This window comes from Shewanella surugensis (assembly GCF_023284005.1).
Lineage (GTDB): Bacteria > Pseudomonadota > Gammaproteobacteria > Enterobacterales > Shewanellaceae > Shewanella > Shewanella surugensis.
The window spans coordinates 1-16453 of the sequence record NZ_JAKIKS010000122.1 but is presented as its reverse complement, the minus strand read 5'-3'; the positions used below and the strand labels follow the sequence as shown (position 1 = coordinate 16453).

The following is a 16453-nucleotide window of genomic DNA, read 5'->3' as shown; positions in this document are numbered from 1 at the left end:
ATGGTTATCTTGCCATGATTTTATCACTTTTGATGCACTCAAAGAGAGTGTAAAAAACATCATGGATAATTATCCGTCAAAATATACGATAACTTTTAGTTAAGCACTTACTGCCTAGCGTATTTTTAATTTTCGCGGAAAGATTACATATCAAGATGGGTCGGTATTAGGCTATTTTATATCAAAGCTTTTTATAATTTCTTTTAAGTGCCCTTTAATATTGAATCCTTTGAAAACAGTTTCAAAGCAAGGTGGTAAATCTACAAGCATTAATTGTTCATATTGTTCATCATTTAAATAAAGACACTTCATTTCATCTTCAGATAATAAGTGATCATTTACCTTTAAAGCATAAGGAAGCCATGCGTATATATATTGATTAACGGTCAGGAATAGAGTTTTATGAGTGTTTTCATTTAAGTAAATAACATTCAAATTATTTTTTAAATTATAAAACCGGCAGATATATGAAACGTTAAGTTCAAATGACTCAAATGAATTATCATCTAAAGAATCTTTCACTAAAGAGTACAATTCAAACATATCATACTGTATTTTGTTACTAGCGTATACAGTAATCGTTATTTTTTCAATATCACTAAATAGATACATACTGTTTAGCTTATACCCAATATCATTACCTAATTCATCTATATTATCAGTAGTATAACTGATTAATGATGCTTTCTTTGTTTCAATATACACAGAGCTTGAATATGTTAGAGTTCTTCTTAATTGCTCCATTTTATTTTTTAAAGATGATTCTTTTGATCTGGGCCAAGCTCCTGTTTCTCTGATTTTTAAGTATAAATCTAAATCTAATAGTCTATTATATTGAAGCTTAATAATAATCATGTTTTCATAGCGGGCTTTTAGCATATAACTTAATATCCCATGCTGCATAGATTTAGTATTTCCAGAAACAGACATTCCTCCTTCTGGGCATAGATAAAAGGATATGTTTTGTTTTTTTGCTTCAATAATATAGTTTAACAGTAATGATTTGTCTTCATGGTCCATTTTTCCATTTCTTTTTACAAAAACACTTACGGCTTTACAAAGTAATTTATCAGGGTATTTATTGAATTTAGATTCGATAAAGCATGAAAGGTAATAAGGACTTGTTTTATATTTAGATAGAAGATCTGATATAACATAAGCGTCACTGTAAAATTGATGGTTAGATACATATAGACTGGCTTCTTGTCTATGAGGTAATGCATAATCAGGTTTAGTCGATTCTTTTACTTCAGTTATAAAAAAAAGTTTGAATAATCTGTAAAGTGAATCTATTAGCAACAAAGAAAAGTAATTTCCAGATGGAATGGTATTATTTATTTTTTCAATATTATAAAGTGATAAGTTGCTTCTTATTTTTCTTCTTATTTTTTTAAATTCAATGTTGACTTTGATATTGTAGTATAAGCTTATATGGTCCTTTATCCATGAAATCATGAGTCATCTCCGATCTGCTGCATTTTTAAAACCCTAATACAATTTTGTGAAGTCTTGTTCATTATAGGCTATTGGAAACCTGATTACGTAATGTTGTAGTGTAATTTTATTGATTATAGTAGGTTAAGTTCTTAAGTAAAAGTTTTCAAAGGTTGAATTTAGCCCTTTAGCAAGCAGGAATTCATGTGTTATCAGGTAACCGGCATATTTTGGGAGCTTAAAAAATCAAACAGAATACCTGATAACTTCACCTCAGGCACTTAATGTTGAGAGCTTTTCTTGATATGTTATGATTTTTAGACTGAGATGGTATTATTTTCATAGATTGAATTGAATTAATAATCCGATGGTGAAATTAAATTACTTAAATTGCAATCATTTTATATAGATACTAGGTTATGCCTTTTAAATAATGAACCCCGTTTCCATGCAAGTTAACACTATCTCCTTATCGGCTGTGTTTTTTGATATAATTATCTCTTACTCTTCTATTATCGCATCATCAGGCAGATTTATTTAGAAAGTATTGTTAAAGGAGTCTCATATGGATCAACAGGCATATTCTGAACACTATTTTCATACCAATGATGATGTGAAATTACACTACATTGATATGGGAAAGGGCCTCCCAGTTGTTATGCTTCCTGCTTGGTCTCAAAGTGTTGAAGAATTTAAGTATCAAATACAGGGGATGAGTGAAAGTTATCGTATGATTGCACTTGATATGAGAGGGCATGGTCAGTCTGAAAAGGTAAAATATGGCTATAGAATTCCGCGTTTTGCAAAAGATCTTCATGAACTATTATTGGCATTAACATTGAGTGACGTTGTGCTTGTTGGTCATGGTATGGGCGCTGCTGTAATGTTATGTTATTGGGATTTATTTGGTGACTCCTTACTCTCTAAAATGGTAATTATTGATATGCCACCTATGTTGGTTTCAAATCCCATTTGGTCACCTCAAGAAATGCATAGCTATGGCCCCTTAGTTGATCCGACTGCTGTCACGGATGTGATGAATTTAATTGAGGGTCATGGAGGGGATAATTATCGAAAAACAGTATTAAATTGCATGCTTTCACAAGATGTCTGTCCTGATAAGCGTCAAAGCATTATTCAGTCGAGGCTTAAATTGCCACTTGCTCAAGCTGCGCAGCTTTTTTACAGTAATTACCATCAAGATTGGCGTGATATCTTTCCAAGAGTGACATTACCCTGTCTGGTTGTTTCTGGTCGAGCGAGTATTACAGCTTGGCGTTCTCAACAGTGGATAGCCGATCAACTCCCTCAATCAAAACTTATTTTTTTTGAAGAAAATGAGGGAGGAAAGCACTTTATGTTTCTTGAGAACGCATTAAAATTCAATTGTATTTTGGATGACTTTATCCAATCGTAATTTAATCGCTTTTATGACTTAATTTGTGCATTAGCATAGTATTTGATTACTTTTATTAACGCATGTAGGCCATTGGTTCGAGAAGGACTTAGTTGGCCACTCAGGCCTAAATGTTCAAAATAGTCATCATGATCGAATGCATTAATTTCGTCCGTATTTTTTCCATTGAATGCAGCTAAGAGTAATACAATGAGTCCTTTTACAATCCGTGCATCACTGTCACCGAGGTAGTAATGCTGCCTGTTATATTGACAGTGATATAGCCATGCATCACTTTCACAGCCTTGTACTTGCGCTTGAGGCGTACGTTGTTCCTGTGGCAGTCGAGGTAATTGTTTTCCTAGTAACATGAGCTGGCGATAGCGTTCTTGCCAATTCGTTGCTTGAGTAAAGAGTTCAATAATTTGTTTCGAGTCTAATGGTATTTGTAAAAAAAGATCTTGATCCACTTGCACCTCTAATTCTTTTAGTGAGTTTTTTGAGATAAACGTGTTCAATGCAAGAGAGTAATCACATTATTGAGAGCTGTCATAAAACAGTCGATATCTTGTTTATTGGTATAAATACCAATAGATGCTCGGCAACAGCCTTTGATATTCAATGTTTGCATTAATGGCATCGCACAATGATGTCCACAGCGAATAGCAATAGCTTGTTGATCTAATAATACCCCAACATCTTGATGATGTTCATTGTGTAAGTTGAAAGCAACGGCACCGATATTATCAGGGTGTGCCCCATAAAGTATGATGCCTTCGATGGCCTTTAATTGGTCTTGTAAGTATTGGAGTAACTCTTTTTCATGATAAATTTTTTCAATAGCAGGTATGTCGTTAAGAAAAGCAATGGCTTCACCGAGGCCTATCACTTCTGCTATTGGGGGAGTGCCAGCTTCTAATCGGTTTGGGAGTGTATTATAGACTGTTTTTTCAAATGTCACGGATTTGATCATTTCCCCACCTGTGATTAAAGGGTTGAGAGAGTCGAGTATCTCTAAACGGCCATAGAGTATGCCAACTCCCGTTGGTCCATACATTTTGTGGCCAGAAAATGCATAGAAATCACAATCAATTTGTTGAACATTAATATTCATATGCGCCACGGCCTGAGCACCATCGACTAAGGTGATCGCATTCACGGCTTTGGCTTTTGCGACCAGTGTTTCAATGGGGTTGAGGATCCCAAGGGCATTAGAAACATGGCTTAGAGCAACAATTGTAGGTTTTTGCTTCAATAATGCATCATAAGCTAATAAATCAAGCCGACCTTCTTTTGTGAGGGGGATGGGCTTGATAATGGCGCCAGTTTGCTTGGCTAATACTTGCCACGGCACGATATTAGCGTGATGGGCTAAGCTGTCGACAAGAATGAGTTCCCCCGAGTCGATATACTGAGTTAAACCATGTGCGACCATGTTAATGGCTTCAGTGGTGCCATGGGTAAAAATAACTTCTTCTCGATGCTGTGCTCCAATAAAGTCCATGACTTGATCACGTACGGCTTCATATTGACGGGTTGCTTGACTGGATAATTGATGAGCGGCTCGATGGACATTGGCATTATTTTTTAAATAAAACTGCGTCATGGCATTTAACACTCGTTGCGGTTTATGACTGGTGGCCGCGGTGTCGAGATAGCATAAAGGGTAGCCATTGAAGGTTTGTGTCAGTGTGGGGAACTGAGTACGCACTGGGGTAAAATCCATTAATGCAGTCCAAAAAATAGTCATGAAAAAGTTAGCATGCTGATCTTCTAAGATCTTCTCCTTGAATGCAAGTTGCATTTTGTTGAATGTTCTTTGCGTGCCTTATTTAAGGGCAGGGTATACGATAAATCTGATTGATTTCATTAATACTTTTTATGAGTTCTGGTGTCATTGAGTATTGAAGGCTATCGATATTACTTTTTAGCTGTTGAAGGCTGGTTGCACCGATGATGTTACTGGCGACAAAAGGACGAGAGTTAACAAAAGCCAATGCCATTTGAGTGGAGGTTAGGGAAAATGATTGAGCGAGCTTGGCATAGGCTTGCGTCGCTTTAATGGCTGTATCATGATGAGTGTAACGATTAAAACGTTTGAATAATTGTAATCGAGAACTTTCTAATGGCATGTTATCAATATACTTCCCTGTTAATGCTCCAAAAGCGAGTGGAGAGTATGCGAGTAAAGGTACGGTCTCTCTATGGCTGATTTCAGCCATACTAATATCGAAACTTCGATTGAGTAGATTATAGGGATTTTGCACACTGATAATACGAGATAACTGGTGCTTATCGGCTAGTTGTAAGTATTTCATTAAGCCCCACGCGGTTTCATTCGACACGCCGATATAGCGAATTTTTCCCGCTTTGACGACATCAGAAAGGGCTTCTAGAGTATCAATAATAGGTGTTAATTGCTCATGTTCATCTTGTTGCTCATAGTCGATTTGTCCCAAGAAATTGGCATTTCTATCTGGCCAATGGACTTGGTAGAGATCGATGGTATCGATTTGTAGTCGTTTCAGTGAAGCATCGACAGCTTGGTGGATATTTAACCAATTCAAAGCGCTTTGAGAGCGAATGTGTTGGCTTTTTTCGCCAGGGGCTGACACTTTGGTGGCGATGACAAGATCATGTCGATTGTCTTGCTGTTTGATATATCGGCCCAATATACGTTCACTTTCTCCTTGAGTTTCTGCTCGAGGAGGGACGGGATACATTTCAGCGGTATCGATGAAATTAATGCCATGACTAATGGCTAAATCCAATTGTTCAAATGCATCGTTTTGGGTGTTTTGCTCACCCCAAGTCATAGTGCTAAGGCATAATTGGCTAACGATTAGGTTTGAATGAGAGAGACGGCGATATTCCATACATAAGTCCATTGCATTGTCATTTCTTTACGTTAACAAACTTTCGTTTTCAAATTTAATTTATTTTAAAGCAATATGATAAATTGCAGTATCTGCTGTGACGTAGAGTACTTGATGACCCATAGTCAGATTAATTGCCCCCTGAGGAATAGGAATTTTATCGAGTAACTTGCCAGCACTTGAATAATGACGAACGCCGTCACCTGCTGCGACCCACAGTTCATTATTGGGCGTGACGACAAAGCCATCAGGGATCCCAGTAGGGACTTGTAGTAGAAATTTAGGCTGAGATATTTTAGTTGGCTTAATGAGAGTAGCGACGAGTATGCCTTTGGTTTTCTTTGGATTATAAGGTGACTTTTCATCAGTAGCGGCGGTATCACTAATATAGAGCTGGTGATGATTACCTGAGAGCCCTAAGCCATGTGGCAGGGAAAAGTCACGACTAATTAAATGTATACCCTCTTTATTTGGATGAAAGGCATAGATACTTTGAGGTAATTGGGGTTTGGGTTTAAACCCTTGGTTATAGCCATAATCAGGGTCGCTGAAATAAATGCACCCTTGAGAAGATTGAATCACTTTATTAGGGGAGTTAAAAGGTTTGTTTTGATATTGATTGGCTAATACCTGGTGTGTTTTTGTCTTTAAATCAATTTAACTGATAACCCCTAGTGTTGTTTTCGTCCCTTGTTCGGCAACGAGTAGCCCTTTTCTATCCAAACTTAATGACATACCATTGGCCATATTGGCAAAAGTGATAAAGCTAGATACTTTTAGATCAACTAAAGTTAGATAATGGATTGCAGTATTTGGTGATTGGCTGACAAGGTTGGGTTTAGTGGTAAAATAAAGTCGATTTTGACTGGCAACGTACACTGGGCCTTCATGAGCATTGGTATCAATTAATTTTGTTAGCACATAATGGTTATCACTTTGTGCCGTACAATTTAAACTCATATTCATCATAAAAATCAATAAGCTTATTTTATATCTACTGATATCCATATCCTTGTGTATTGCCTATGTTTGTCTTTATTATTTCAAAAGGTGACTTCATGTCTTTATTGAATATTTGACTTTGTGTTATTCCGATTATTTTTAAAAATCCATGGCCGTCGTATTTCACTTAGGTATATATATTAGTATTGAAACGCAGATATGACTATTGCTGATAAGTCGATTGTCATTATTAAATGACGATCAGTGATGCCGGTATTAATCTTTAAAGAGCTCAGGATTTAAAAGAGGGGCCATTGCGAGGATAAGTCCTTGTGTGTAAGTGCTTTCACGAGTGGCTTGTCCTTGAGTTAATAAACCTATTGCACCGCCTTGTTGTTTGATGTTGTGGGTATTGAATAGCCTATCCATGACATGTCCTAATTCTTCGCCTTGTTGTAATGCTTGATAAACCTTGAAAGGAAGCGGTAAGGAAGCACTTCTTCCAATGGAGAGAGTATCTTGTGTGGCAATGACTAAATAGGCAAATGTGGCTGGGCCATGTTCAAATAAGTCGACTCCACCTTCCATTGCAAAGTAAAAGTCGGCGCAATGATGAGCTTGACAATATTTTACCCTATTGATTGCGCCGAGTTTAGTGTCTTTAGCCGTCATAGGCTGATCGGCAACGCGTGAGGGGGCATGGATCCCTTTACAGTGAATGTTTGCATCAGGATAAAAAGCGGCTATGGTGCTTTGAGCGGCACTGATTTTGACCGGATTGGTCGAACCTACAATAATATTGATTGGGTTATTCATTTAGCTTCTTCTTTTTTATCATATTGTTAATTATTTAAACTATCATTTTTTAAAAGTGATAGTAGGTTAAGTTTCTGTGCTAGGCATACAATGGTATTTACGCTTAAAGATAACATTTTTTCACTTTAACATGGTCTTTAATGTATAAGTAATGAGTCTTAATTGTTCTAATTTTGTTTTTAAATGTTTGTTTCTTTAGTGTTTACGCTTGTGTTTTTTTGTTTTGCATGGTTTTTGAAACTTATTGATAACAAGTATCGGTAAAACTAGAGTCAGGTTCTTTTTTTGCGCGATTCATTAGTATACCCTCAAACGTCTATTCAGCGAATATACAGATTCAAAATACGACTGCATGAATATTGATTTTTTTAGGGGCAAGCTTTTTACAAGGTGTTGATGAATGCAAAGAGAACCGATAGAGAACCAAGATGTGCTAATAGGTACACAAGATATTGCCATCCCCATTGTTTGGACAGCAAAAGATACCACTTGGATGTTGAGCTTATTTGGCACCGCGGTGGGGGCCGGGATTTTATTCTTACCGATCAATGCTGGAATGGGTGGATTTTGGCCATTGCTATTGATGGCGGTCTTAATTGGCCCAATGACTTATTTAGCGCATAGAGGCTTATCTCGTTTTATTTGCTCATCTTCTAGCCGAAACAGTGATATTACTGATGTGGTGACAGAGCACTTTGGTCGTCGTGCAGGTAAGGCCATTACTTTACTTTATTTCTTTGCTATCTACCCCATAGTGTTGATCTATGGAGTGGGGATCACGAATACTGTCGATAGTTTTATTGTGCATCAATTAGGCTTTGCTTCTCCGCCTCGCTGGCTTTTATCGGGTGTGCTTATTTTGGGGATGATGTCAGTGATGATGGCGGGTGAGCAATTCATGCTGAAGGTGACACAGATGTTGGTTTATCCTTTAGTGGCTATTTTAGCGTTTATGTCTTTATACCTAATACCTGATTGGAAAATAGATGCTTTGATGGTGGTACCTTCAACGGGAGATTTTTTAACGACGGTTTGGCTGACCCTTCCTGTGCTTATTTTTGCTTTTAACCATTCACCGGCGATTTCACAATTTTCAGTGTCTTTAAAGCGAGAACACGGTCAACATGCAGCCAATAAAGCGGATGCTATTTTACGCAATACGACACTGATGCTGGTTGGCTTTGTTATGTTGTTCGTATTTTCTTGTGTGTTGTCACTGTCGCCGGTTCAGTTAGCGGAAGCCAAAGCTCATAATTTACCCATTCTGTCATATTTAGCGAATACGCATCAAAGTGATTTTGTCAGTTACTTTGGCCCTATCATTGCTTTTGTTGCGATTATATCTTCTTTTTTTGGGCACTATATGGGCGCAACGGAAGGATTAAAGGGGATAATTGTTAAGCAACTTAAGGCGGATGAACCTCAAACGATGAGCAAAAAAATCGATAAGTTTATTATTGGTTTTATGTTCTTTACCATTTGGGGGGTTGCGATGATAAACCCGAGTATTTTAGGTATGATTGAGTCGTTAGGCGGCCCTATTATTGCTGCAATACTTTATCTCATGCCGATGTATGCTATTTATAAAGTGCCAGCATTAAAAGCGTATCGAGGTCGACTGAGTAATCTTTTTATTATTCTAGCTGGCGTGCTATCGATCACGGCTATTTCGTTAAGTTTGTTTTAATATTTATCTACACTGACCAAGCCACTGGAAATACAAACTGACGAGTGGCTTGAATTCCTTCCTTTGTTAAACATATTGCAGTTTTCCTTTGTGTGGTATCCAACTCAGAGTAAATCGATTGTTAGGTTATTGCTCGAGTCGGTTATTTAATACTTAACCTGAACTCGGGATAATGAGTGTCCGGCTTACTTTTATTCATTTATAAATCATGCGATTACGAATTACCTGGTGAATTTACCTTCTTATTTCCTGCGGAGTGCCGACATTATTGTCGATATCAAGGCGGAGTTTCGACCGTAATAGCCCGCTATTACTCGTCATTCCAACACAGAGAGGGGAAAAATAGCGGTATTCAGCGACGCGGCTTATCCCGAGTTCAGGTTACTTACTAATCTGCTAATCCTTTTTATGATTGTGTTTAACCGCGTTACTTTAGCTTAATCTGATCCTGAATTTTCAATGGATTCGGGTATAGACAGCGCTAAGTGAAATAACAACTAGTACAAATGTACTAGTTGTTATGGGTTATTTTGTTGTAAGGGAGTGTTATTTATAAATTATTTGGGGTTCACTGGTAAAAGTAACATGTTTGGTGATCATAGTTTGCTAGTTAAAATGCTATGACAACTTACAAGGACGTTGGAGGTGAAATGACGAAGATAGTGATCTTAATATTATGTTGTAGTTTGGCTTGGCCGGCATTATCTGAAGACGATGATATTGAGATCAGTGGCTTAGTTATTGATAGAACATTGACTCGGTTTGGTAAAGACTTTGGTTTTTATTATTCTAGCTATTGGCGAAGTTTACCTTTTACGCAAGGGTTTAATGTGACGCTATATGAAACCGTGTTTCCTCAAGCGGGCACTGAATTGACGTTAGAAGTTAATGGTGAAAGAATTTATGTTACTCATTTCGGGCGCCGTGCTAATCCCATTAAGGAAAGAGCCGAGCAAGCTATTTTATTGACCATTGATCATATTGCCCGTGTAAGAGCGAGTGCAATAGCGGGTGGATTGTCGACAGCAACGGATGGTTTTTAGGAATGAAAATAATGAATAACAGGATGTTAATGATAGCAACTGCATTGTTATCTAGCACGACTTTACACGCAACAGAATTAGTTTATAACCCACTCAATCCCAGTTTTGGTGGCAATGCACTGATTGGTTCTTATTTACTGAATAAGGCCAATGCACAGAATGATCATACCGAAGAGGCTTCTGGAGATGATTTTGTGACGCGTTTTCAAGAATCGTTAGAAAGAAATATGATCAGTGAAATAACGCGCGGCGTGACCAATGGTGACATTGAAAGTGGCACTTTTACCTCTGGAGATTATTTAATTGATATTGTTTCTTTAGGAAGCGATACGGTTATCACTATTACAAATGTATTAGATCCGACTGATGTGACTATCATTAGAATGTCGGATTTTGGGTAAATAAGAATGAAAAAAATACTTCCCTTTATCGGCATACTTTGCCTGTCTGGCTGCAGCTTATTTCCTAAGCCGATGTTGAATGTGACGCCTGCAGAGCTCAATACTGTCAGTGATACAATGAAAGCATTACAGGTCAAGCCTCGGCCTAAATATCCCATCCCTGTTGCTGTTTATTCTTTTCGTGATCAAACCGGACAATATAAGCCGCAACAAAATGTGAGTTCATTCTCAACGGCGGTGACTCAAGGTGCCACTTCGATGCTGGTGCAAACATTATTGGACTCTAAATGGTTTTTACCTGTTGAGAGAGAGGGGTTACAAAATTTATTAACAGAAAGAAAAATAATAAAAAAGCAAACGATTAAACCTAAAGGTTCAGATGTTCCTCATTTAACCGACGCACGATTGCTACTTGAAGGGGGGATTATCAGTTATGAAACCAATACCAGTACGGGTGGCGTAGGAATTGAGTATTATGGCATAGGCGCTTCTGAATTATATCGTGAAGATCAGATCACTATTTATCTTAGAGCGGTCGACGTTCATACCGGTAAAGTGATGATGTCGGTATCGACAACTAAACGGGTTTATTCCCAAGAAATGCGAGCAGGGCTGTTTCGTTATACCAGTCTTAATCGCCTTGCTGAAGCCGAAATTGGTTATACAACCAATGAACCTGTGCAGTTTTGTGTCTTACAGGCTATTGAATTAGCCGTTTCTGAATTAATTGAACAAGGGACTGAGCTTGGATATTGGAGTCCAACGAATTCAGTGATTAAAGAAAACCATCAAGAGATCACGGCCTCTTAAATCGGGCCTCTTAATTATACATTTCGTTAACTTTTAAGTGAAGGAATCGTGTTTATTCTCGATTCCTTCACATAGCCCATCAAATTGTTTTTTATTTTTCACTGCTTAATATTGATAATCGACTGAAAAAACTGAATTACGGCAGAAAAGTAAAACTTTAGTTTGTTTTTTGATTTTTATTTTACCTATTAGAGATATTGCAGACTTTACTAGTAATTTATTGCTAAATGTTATATTAATGTTGTGCCTGAGTTGTTTTGAGGCGAGTTAAACCTAATTTTTGGGGGCAGTGAATACACTGGTCAATCAGGAGGTGAGTTTGATCAGACGTAAACTTTCAGGGAGAACAATCCTATGGGTAAAATCGATGAGTTAGTGTTTATTCATCAATTGGCAGCGCCGTGTCATTTGGCGATATTAGCCGAGTCAATTGGTTTTAAAACGCGGGTCGTCAAACAGGTTTCTGAATTGTCGGCAGACAATGCAGGTCAGGGCTTCTGTCTTATTTCACAAAAAGGAGCCGCCATGGATAGCAAGGGGATCCCCTTGTTGGCTTCGCAATTAGTATCCCAATATCCAGTGGCGTTGTATCAAGTTGAGCGTGGGACCATTGAAGCTGAATCTGCATTGTTATTAGGTATTAAAGGTATTCTGTATGCAGATCAGGGAATGGACTTGTTATTAAGCGCATTGAGAAAGATGTTAGAAGGTGAGCTTTGGTTTGATAGAGTGCTACTTAGTCAAACATTTAGTCAGCTTATTCGACGACTTGATGGTGGGCAAAATGCATTGCAAGATACCGTTGTGATGTTGCAAATGTTGACGAGTCGAGAGCGAACAATTATTCACCTTGTTTCCAGTGGAGCAAGAAATAAAGAAATTGCTCACCGATTATGCATTAGTGAGCATACAGTAAAAGCGCATATCTCTTCAATTTTTAGAAAAACACAATCTAGAAATCGTGTTGAATTGTTGCGTTGGGCACAGTCTCATCAAAGTCAGTTTGAACTTAATGTGAGTTAATTTTCACCTGTTGTTTATTTTCGTTATCGGTGTCGAACTTGAGGCTGAATAGTCAACCTCAAGGCGTCCTGTTTCTTTTTGCTGCATTTCATATATTATCTAATCCGCTATCCTATTGATTGTTAACTATCTCGTGTCATAGCTTACATGCAATGATACGTTGTAAAGTCAGGTGTCTTCTTGTCGAACGGCCATTTTCACTGAATATTGAATGGATTGGGGAGACTCAGTGGTTTTATTATAACTAAGTCTTGGGAGGAGAGACAACAGGCTGTACAATAGCGCCTACCGAGTGGCAGACATGATCAGGTTTTGTTTCATGATTAAGCTTGTATTATCGAGCGTTGAATGTCTTACTCACATTATTTTTAAAGCTTAGTTTAAAATCATGCCTTGCATGTTAGTTGTATTTTGGAGAGTAAATGTCACCACAAAGCGCCTTCAAGGCCAAAGCCCCCATTCGTGATTTACAGATGGATGCGTTAAAAATGCCACCGCATTCGATTGAAGCTGAACAATCTGTATTAGGTGGTTTGATGCTTGATTCCGATGCCTGGGATAGAGTTGCCGAAGCGATTGTTAAAGAAGATTTTTACTCTCGCGCTCATGCTATGATTTTTAGCGCGATGGAAGCTTTGGTCAGTGCGGGTCAGCCGATTGATTTAATCACGGTTGCTGAACAATTAGAGCTTGGAGATTTGTTGGAAGATGTCGGGGGTTTTGCTTATATTGGTGAGATCGCGAAAAATACCCCGAGTGCGGGTAATATTCTTTCTTACGCTGATATTGTGCGAGAGAGAGCTGTTGTCAGAGACATGATTAAAGTGGCTAATGAAATCGCAGATGCGGGTTTCAATCCTGAAGGGCGAAATTCTGGGGAATTGCTCGATTTAGCCGAGACGAAAGTCTTTAAAATTGCAGAGCAAAGAACGAATGCTAACGAAGGCCCTGAAGGCATTAAAAGCATTTTAGAAAAAACCGTTGATAGAATTGAAAAATTATATAATAACCCCACAAATGGTGTGACGGGGGTGTCAAGTGGTTTTGGTGATCTTGACAGCATGACGGCGGGCTTTCAATCGGGCGATCTTATTATTGTTGCCGCTCGTCCTTCTATGGGGAAAACCACCTTTGCGATGAATTTGTGTGAGCAGGCGGCATTGAATGAAGATAAGCCTGTGCTAATTTTTAGTTTAGAGATGCCTTCCGAACAAATCATGATGCGTATGTTGGCCTCTCTTGGGCGAGTGGATCAAACCAAAATTCGTACCGGTCAACTCGATGATGATGATTGGGCGAGAGTATCATCCACAATGGGGATCATGCTTGAGCAAGGGAAAATGTATATCGATGATGGCTCAGGTTTAACACCAACGGACGTTCGAAGTCGCGCTAGACGTATTGCTAGAGAATACGGTGGTTTGTCGATGATAATGATTGATTACTTGCAGTTAATGCAAGTCCCGGCTTTAAAAGATAATCGTACCTTGGAAATTTCTGAGATTTCCCGCTCATTAAAAGCACTGGCAAAAGAACTGGAGATTCCTGTGGTTGCTCTTTCTCAGCTTAATCGCTCATTGGAGCAGCGGGCTGATAAGCGACCAATTAACTCAGACTTACGTGAATCAGGCGCCATTGAGCAAGATGCTGACTTAATCATGTTCATTTATCGTGATGAGGTTTATAACGATGACTCTGAAGATAAAGGGACTGCAGAAATCATTATTGGTAAGCAGCGTAACGGTCCCATTGGCCGTGTACGCTTGACCTTCCAAGGTCAATTTTCGCGATTTGATAATTATGCCGGTCCTCAATTTGAAGACGATTAATTTTTATTGTTGTTCATTCAACCGCTATGCATGTGAGTTGAGTTAACGTTTGCTGTTCAATAACGATAAAATATAAAAATGTAGGTGATTGTTTGAAACCGTTTCCCAGAGCTGAAATTAGTCGCTCCGCATTACAACATAACATGGAGCGATTACGAGAAATTGCACCTCAAAGTCATGTTATGGCCGTTGTTAAAGCGAATGGATATGGGCATGGTTTACTGAATGTCGCAAACTGTTTGGAAATGGCAGATGGTTTTGGGCTGGCTCGTCTTGAAGAGGCATTAATGCTTCGTATGGGAGGAGTAAAGGCTAAGTTATTATTACTGGAAGGTGTGTTTAGGCTTGATGATCTTCACAAGTTAGTTGAACACGATATTGAAACGGTCGTGCATCATCGTTCTCAATTGGATATGTTAGAGCAAGTGAGCCTTTCTGCCCCTGTGACGGTATGGATGAAAATCGATTCTGGTATGCATCGATTAGGCTTTTGCCCGGAAGAGTTTCGGGAGATGTATGCACGATTAGTGGTCTGCCCTAATGTGGCTAAGCCCGTTCATCTTATGACCCATTTTGCGTGTGCCGATGAGCCGAATAATCCGATGACACAAGCTCAGCTTGAAGTGTTTACGGGATTAACAAGAGGTTTGCCTGGTCATCGTACTTTAGCAAATTCAGCAGGCACTCTTTATTGGAAAGACACTCAAGCAGATTGGGTGCGTGCGGGTATTGCTTTATATGGGATATCCCCTGTGATGGGAGATTTAGGCAGTGATCATGGTTTGCAACCAGCGATGGATTTAGTGTCTAGATTGATTTCGGTTCGCGAGCATAAAGCCGGTGAGCCTGTGGGATATGGTAGCTATTGGCAAGCCAGGCAAGATACCCGATTAGGTATCGTGGCGATAGGTTATGGCGATGGTTATCCTCGCAATGCGCCAGAAGGCACGCCAGTATGGATAAATGGCCGATTAGTGCCAATCGTTGGGCGAGTCTCCATGGATATGCTTAGTGTTGATCTAGGCTGGAACGCAAGAGATCAGGTGGGTGATGACGCTGTACTCTGGGGGAGAGATTTACCAGTGGAAGTCGTGGCTGAGCACATTGGTACCATCGCTTATGAGTTGGTGACTAAATTAACGCCAAGAGTGGCTGTGTGTCTGGATTAGGTTATTTATTAATGGTTTTCAGCTCATGCATGTGATTTAAAATCCGACATAAACTGCGTCATCTACGTTTTATATCGGAGTGTATTGTTTTTATGTTTACTCATTTAATGGGCTATTGTCAGTTCATGGATGAGTAGATATTCTATCCCTGCCGTAATCGCCTTAACTTGTTCTTGAATACAGATATCATCGGTGACGAAGGGACTGTCGGGGTACACTTCTGTCGTGGTGGTGTACTTAGCCTCACTCAAGCCACTGCACAGCCCAAGTGATTTGGTCGCGTAATTGATGACCCCCAATTGAGCTATTGGCTCGCCTATGAGTCTGTTTTCGCTGTCTGCTGGTGCAATGTGAGTCACTTGTTGCACTTTATTGATAATCGCTTGTTGAAATGCGTCCTGCGGGTTATTGGTATCTCCCACAAGATAAAAACCGTCAGGAATATTCCATGTTTTTTGGACTATTGCGTCTCTTGCAGAAAGTGCAGACCTGAAAACACTGTTATCAGTGTCTGTGGTTTCGTGTAAGTCAATATGCATCATGATCTTACACTCAAGGCTTGCGAGATGTTGCATCAGTAAAGAAGACTCTTCTGCATAATAAGGCGCCTCTTTGTTATTATTTTCTTCATAGAAAGAACGGTTGGGATCAACGGTATAGGGGTTCCATCGATTAATGGTTTCATAACCCCAAGGGCTAATACAAGGTGCGACGATGAGATTAAATTCATCTTTGTAGTTCAGTGCATCTTGCTCAAGAAAGGCGAGTGCACCTTGTACGCCACTGGTTTCATAGCCATGAACGCCACCAGTAATGAGTAGTGTGGGTTTATGCTTATTCCAATTTGGCGTGGTTATCACATAAAGAGGATAACGGGCTGCATCATAGGATAATGCCCCATATTGTTTAATGGTGAATCTTAGATTGCCATAATAACCGACACACTTTGGTATAGAAAAGAGGGTTAGCTGCCTATAAGCTTCAATCTCTCACAAAATCGGCCAAGGTTCTCAAATGAAAAACCAAT

At 39.0% G+C, this 16453-nt stretch carries 15 protein-coding genes and 1 pseudogene; 8 read left to right on the top strand and 8 right to left on the bottom strand.

Annotated features, from left to right (window positions below):
• Positions 1-171: 171 nt before the first annotated feature.
• Positions 172-1455, bottom strand: coding sequence for a 1-acyl-sn-glycerol-3-phosphate acyltransferase (locus L2764_RS21710; protein WP_248942426.1), 1284 nt, complete (start codon positions 1453-1455; stop codon positions 172-174).
• 544 nt (positions 1456-1999) lie between these two features.
• Here L2764_RS21710 and L2764_RS21705 point away from each other — a divergent pair.
• Positions 2000-2851, top strand: coding sequence for an alpha/beta fold hydrolase (locus L2764_RS21705; RefSeq protein ID WP_248942425.1), 852 nt, complete (start codon positions 2000-2002; stop codon positions 2849-2851).
• 11 nt (positions 2852-2862) lie between these two features.
• Here the strand turns inward: L2764_RS21705 and L2764_RS21700 are convergent, their stop codons facing one another.
• The 6 genes from L2764_RS21700 to yjjX form a co-directional block, all read right to left on the bottom strand.
• Positions 2863-3300 carry a SufE family protein gene (locus tag L2764_RS21700; RefSeq protein ID WP_376708470.1) on the bottom strand — a complete coding sequence of 146 codons (438 nt, stop codon included), beginning with the start codon at positions 3298-3300 and terminating at the stop codon, positions 2863-2865.
• A gap of 44 nt (positions 3301-3344) precedes the next feature.
• On the bottom strand, positions 3345-4556 hold the full coding sequence (locus tag L2764_RS21695) for a cysteine desulfurase (RefSeq protein ID WP_248942429.1): 1212 nt from the start codon (positions 4554-4556) through the stop codon (positions 3345-3347).
• A 106-nt stretch (positions 4557-4662) separates the two neighbouring features.
• Positions 4663-5706: an NADP(H)-dependent aldo-keto reductase gene (locus L2764_RS21690; protein WP_248942428.1), complete on the bottom strand. Its 1044-nt coding sequence runs from the start codon at positions 5704-5706 to the stop codon at positions 4663-4665.
• Positions 5707-5766: 60 nt separating this feature from the next.
• Entirely contained in the window at positions 5767-6363 is a 597-nt protein-coding gene (locus L2764_RS21685; protein ID WP_248942427.1) for an SMP-30/gluconolactonase/LRE family protein, read from the bottom strand.
• Positions 6364-6714 carry a hypothetical protein gene (locus L2764_RS21680; protein ID WP_248942423.1) on the bottom strand — a complete coding sequence of 117 codons (351 nt, stop codon included), beginning with the start codon at positions 6712-6714 and terminating at the stop codon, positions 6364-6366.
• 210 nt (positions 6715-6924) lie between these two features.
• Positions 6925-7464 carry an inosine/xanthosine triphosphatase gene (gene yjjX / locus L2764_RS21675; protein WP_248942422.1) on the bottom strand — a complete coding sequence of 180 codons (540 nt, stop codon included), beginning with the start codon at positions 7462-7464 and terminating at the stop codon, positions 6925-6927.
• Between the two features lie 400 nt (positions 7465-7864).
• Here yjjX and L2764_RS21670 point away from each other — a divergent pair, with 400 nt between their 5' ends.
• From L2764_RS21670 to alr, 7 genes are all read left to right on the top strand, one after another.
• Positions 7865-9151 (top strand): aromatic amino acid transport family protein, encoded by a 1287-nt coding sequence (locus L2764_RS21670; RefSeq protein WP_248942421.1) that lies wholly within the window; start codon positions 7865-7867, stop codon positions 9149-9151.
• Positions 9152-9801: 650 nt separating this feature from the next.
• On the top strand, positions 9802-10194 hold the full coding sequence (locus L2764_RS21665) for a curli production assembly/transport protein CsgE (RefSeq protein ID WP_248942420.1): 393 nt from the start codon (positions 9802-9804) through the stop codon (positions 10192-10194).
• A gap of 11 nt (positions 10195-10205) precedes the next feature.
• Positions 10206-10595 carry a curli assembly protein CsgF gene (locus L2764_RS21660; protein ID WP_248942419.1) on the top strand — a complete coding sequence of 130 codons (390 nt, stop codon included), beginning with the start codon at positions 10206-10208 and terminating at the stop codon, positions 10593-10595.
• A 6-nt stretch (positions 10596-10601) separates the two neighbouring features.
• Positions 10602-11405, top strand: coding sequence for a CsgG/HfaB family protein (locus L2764_RS21655; protein WP_248942418.1), 804 nt, complete (start codon positions 10602-10604; stop codon positions 11403-11405).
• Positions 11406-11759: 354 nt separating this feature from the next.
• On the top strand, positions 11760-12428 hold the full coding sequence (locus L2764_RS21650) for a response regulator transcription factor (protein ID WP_248942417.1): 669 nt from the start codon (positions 11760-11762) through the stop codon (positions 12426-12428).
• A gap of 422 nt (positions 12429-12850) precedes the next feature.
• Complete coding sequence (gene dnaB, locus L2764_RS21645; protein ID WP_248942416.1) at positions 12851-14257, top strand: replicative DNA helicase; 1407 nt, start codon at positions 12851-12853, stop codon at positions 14255-14257.
• Positions 14258-14349: 92 nt separating this feature from the next.
• Positions 14350-15426 carry an alanine racemase gene (gene alr / locus L2764_RS21640; RefSeq protein ID WP_248942415.1) on the top strand — a complete coding sequence of 359 codons (1077 nt, stop codon included), beginning with the start codon at positions 14350-14352 and terminating at the stop codon, positions 15424-15426.
• A 104-nt stretch (positions 15427-15530) separates the two neighbouring features.
• Here alr and L2764_RS21635 read toward each other — a convergent pair.
• Positions 15531-16343 (bottom strand): annotated as a pseudogene (locus L2764_RS21635) (M14 family metallopeptidase); the annotation flags it as partial.
• Between the last annotated feature and the right edge of the window lie 110 nt (positions 16344-16453).

What these genes read in the sequence shown, in the direction of transcription:
- L2764_RS21710 (WP_248942426.1), bottom strand. Translation starts at nt 1,455, where the DNA reads ATGATTTCATGGATAAAGGACCATATAAGCTTATACTACAATATCAAA.
- L2764_RS21705 (WP_248942425.1), top strand. Translation starts at nt 2,000, where the DNA reads ATGGATCAACAGGCATATTCTGAACACTATTTTCATACCAATGATGAT.
- L2764_RS21695 (WP_248942429.1), bottom strand. Translation starts at nt 4,556, where the DNA reads ATGGATTTTACCCCAGTGCGTACTCAGTTCCCCACACTGACACAAACC.
- L2764_RS21690 (WP_248942428.1), bottom strand. Translation starts at nt 5,706, where the DNA reads ATGGAATATCGCCGTCTCTCTCATTCAAACCTAATCGTTAGCCAATTA.
- L2764_RS21680 (WP_248942423.1), bottom strand. Translation starts at nt 6,714, where the DNA reads ATGGATATCAGTAGATATAAAATAAGCTTATTGATTTTTATGATGAAT.
- yjjX (WP_248942422.1), bottom strand. Translation starts at nt 7,464, where the DNA reads ATGAATAACCCAATCAATATTATTGTAGGTTCGACCAATCCGGTCAAA.
- L2764_RS21670 (WP_248942421.1), top strand. Translation starts at nt 7,865, where the DNA reads ATGCAAAGAGAACCGATAGAGAACCAAGATGTGCTAATAGGTACACAA.
- L2764_RS21665 (WP_248942420.1), top strand. Translation starts at nt 9,802, where the DNA reads ATGACGAAGATAGTGATCTTAATATTATGTTGTAGTTTGGCTTGGCCG.
- L2764_RS21660 (WP_248942419.1), top strand. Translation starts at nt 10,206, where the DNA reads ATGAATAACAGGATGTTAATGATAGCAACTGCATTGTTATCTAGCACG.
- L2764_RS21655 (WP_248942418.1), top strand. Translation starts at nt 10,602, where the DNA reads ATGAAAAAAATACTTCCCTTTATCGGCATACTTTGCCTGTCTGGCTGC.
- L2764_RS21650 (WP_248942417.1), top strand. Translation starts at nt 11,760, where the DNA reads ATGGGTAAAATCGATGAGTTAGTGTTTATTCATCAATTGGCAGCGCCG.
- dnaB (WP_248942416.1), top strand. Translation starts at nt 12,851, where the DNA reads ATGTCACCACAAAGCGCCTTCAAGGCCAAAGCCCCCATTCGTGATTTA.